The 2580-nt window shown below is 74.1% G+C and carries 1 protein-coding gene and 1 pseudogene; both read left to right on the top strand.

Annotated features, from left to right (window positions below; translation table 11 throughout):
- Positions 1–1740 (top strand): ABC transporter ATP-binding protein (locus AB0O00_RS35255; protein WP_363658788.1); only part of this gene is annotated, 1740 nt, incomplete at its 5' end.
- Positions 1737–2580: pseudogene (locus AB0O00_RS35250) on the top strand (ABC transporter ATP-binding protein); the annotation flags it as partial. The gene AB0O00_RS35255 and the pseudogene AB0O00_RS35250, both read left to right, overlap by 4 nt.

Below are 2580 nucleotides of genomic sequence, written 5' to 3'. Positions count from 1 at the left end.
GCCGCCACCGCCCTGGCCACCGCCGCTCTGGTGGCCAGGGTCCAGGGCCATCCGGGCGCGGACCTCTTCGACGCCGCCCTCGTCCCCCTCGCGATGTTCGGTGCCGTCCTGCTGCTCGGGCACGTGATCGAGGCGCTGACCGCGCCGCTCGGGCAGCTCGCCGCCCTCCGCATCGACGGGGCCCACCGGGCCAGGGTCCTGCGGATCACCACGTCGGCTCCCACGATCGAGGCGCTGGAGACGCCCGAGGTGCAGCAGTTGGTCCGCCGCGCCCGCGCCCAGCCCGCCAACTGGACCGAGCGCACTCCCGCCGACGGCGCGCTGGGACGCCTGCGCCGCCTCGCCTCGCTCCTCGGCCTGGCCGGCGCCTGCGCGGTGCTGGCGCAGTACGTGTGGTGGGCCGTGCCCGTCCTGCTGGTGCCAGGCGCGGTCAACCAGTACCTGCGCAACCGTCAGGCGGACGTCTTCACGGCGGTGTGGCGCAAGGGCATCGAGCACGGGATGCGCGCCGAGGCCTGGCGGGACGCGCTCACCGCCGTCGGCCCCAGCATGGAGGTGCGGGTCTTCGGCTTCGGCGAGTGGATGGTCGAACGCATCCAGCAGCACGTGCGGGCGATGTTCGCGCCCACCTGGGAGGTGTCCCGCAGACTGCTGCGCAACGAGTGGAGCCAGTTCGTCCTGGTCGGCGTTCCCCTGGTCGTCGTATACCTCGCGGTGACCCGGGACGCGGCCGGCGGCACGGTCTCCGTCTCGGCCCTCACCGCGGTGCTGACCGCCTCCTGGGCGCTCGTGCAGTCGATGGGCTACAGCGAGGACGTCCGCAACATCCGCGCCGCTACGGAGGGCATGCTGGCCTACGGCGAGCTGCGGGAGGCCCTCGGGCAGCCGCACGCCGGCGGGGACGTCCTCCCCGCGCCCCGCGCGGAGCGGCGCGCCGAACCGCCGCTGGTCGCCTTCGAGGACGTGTCCTTCACGTACCCGGGCACCGAGCGCACCGTGCTCGACGGCCTCGACCTGCAGATCAGGCCCGGCGAACTGCTCGCCGTGGTGGGGCTCAACGGCGCGGGCAAGTCCACCATGATCAAGCTGCTGTCCGGCCTCTACCGGCCCACCGGGGGCCGGATCACGGCCGACGGGACCGACATCGCCGAGCTCGGCGCCGCCGGCTGGCGCGAGCACGTCTCGGTCGTCTTCCAGGACTTCGTCAAGTACCAGCTGCCGGCGGCCGACAACGTCGCGCTCGGCCATGCCACCGTGCCCGTCGACCGGGCCGCCCTGGACGCCGCCGCGAAGGACTCCGGCTTCGACGCGGTGCTGGAACGGCTGCCCGACGGCTGGGACACCCCGCTCGCCCGCACCCGCACCGGCGGGGTCGACCTCTCCGGCGGCCAGTGGCAGCAGGCCGTCCTGGCCCGCGCCCTGTACTCCGTGCACACCGGCGCCGGCCTGCTGGTCCTCGACGAACCCACCGCGCACCTGGACGTGCGCACCGAGTTCGACGTCTTCAACCGGCTCGCGGAGCACCGCGGCCGGGCCAGCGTGGTGCTGATCTCCCACCGGCTCTCCACCGTCCGGCAGGCCGACCGGATCGTGCTCCTCGACGGCGGGCGGATCACCGAGTCCGGCACCCACGACGACCTCATGGCCCTCGGCGGCCGGTACGCCGACCTCTTCGCCATCCAGGCCGAGCGCTTCCGGCTCGGCTACGACGACCGCACGGACGAAAGCGAACTCTCGTGACCCTGGACCCGCAGCCCGAGTTCCGGGCGACCGCGCGCGAGTACGCGGGGCTGGCCCGCGAACTGCCGGCCATCTCCTACCGCCGCTCACCGGGGCTGACGATCGGCGTCCTGCTCACCCAGGCGCTCTCCCTGGTGACGGTCGCCGCCACCGCGCTGACCCTGCGCGCGGCCATCAACGGCGCGATCGACCACGACACCGGCACCGCCGTCGCCGGGGCGGTCGGAGCCGCCGTCGTCCACGCCGCCACCGCCGCGCTCACCGACCTGGGCTTCAACGTCCGGGGCCAGCTCGTGGACAAGGTCGCCGTGCTGGACCTGCCGGCCTCGATCAACCGGGACATCGCGCTGCTCGACGGCCTGGAGCACGTCGAACGCAGCGACTTCCTGGACCGGGTGAACATCGTCCTCGGCGCCCCCTGGGCCATCGTCAACGGCTTCTGGTCGGCGGTCAGCGCCGTCTTCGGCGTGCTCCAACTCGGCGTCTCCCTCCTGCTGCTGGGCACGGTGAGCCCCTGGCTGCTGCTCCTGGTCCTGTTCGCCGCCGCCCCGCTCTGGTTCGACCGCCGGGGCCAGCGCCGCATCAGCCGGGCCGAGACGGAGACGGCGGAGGCGGTCCGCCTCCAGAAGCACCTGTTCGACACCGCGTCGGAGGCGGCGGCCGCCAAGGAGATCCGCGTCGCGGGAGCCGGCGGCGAGCTGGTCCGCCGGCAGGCCGCCCTCTGGGAGGAGGTCGCCGGCCACCGGTTCCGGGCACAACTCCGCGCCGCCGCCTGGCGGGTGAGCGGCTGGGCGCTCTTCACGGCCGCCTTCGTGGCCGCCCTGGCCGTCGTCATCCGCC

The sequence above is a fragment of the Kitasatospora sp. NPDC093558 genome (genome assembly GCF_040683475.1).
Lineage (GTDB): Bacteria > Actinomycetota > Actinomycetes > Streptomycetales > Streptomycetaceae > Kitasatospora.
This window is presented reverse-complemented; position numbering and strand designations above follow the sequence as displayed.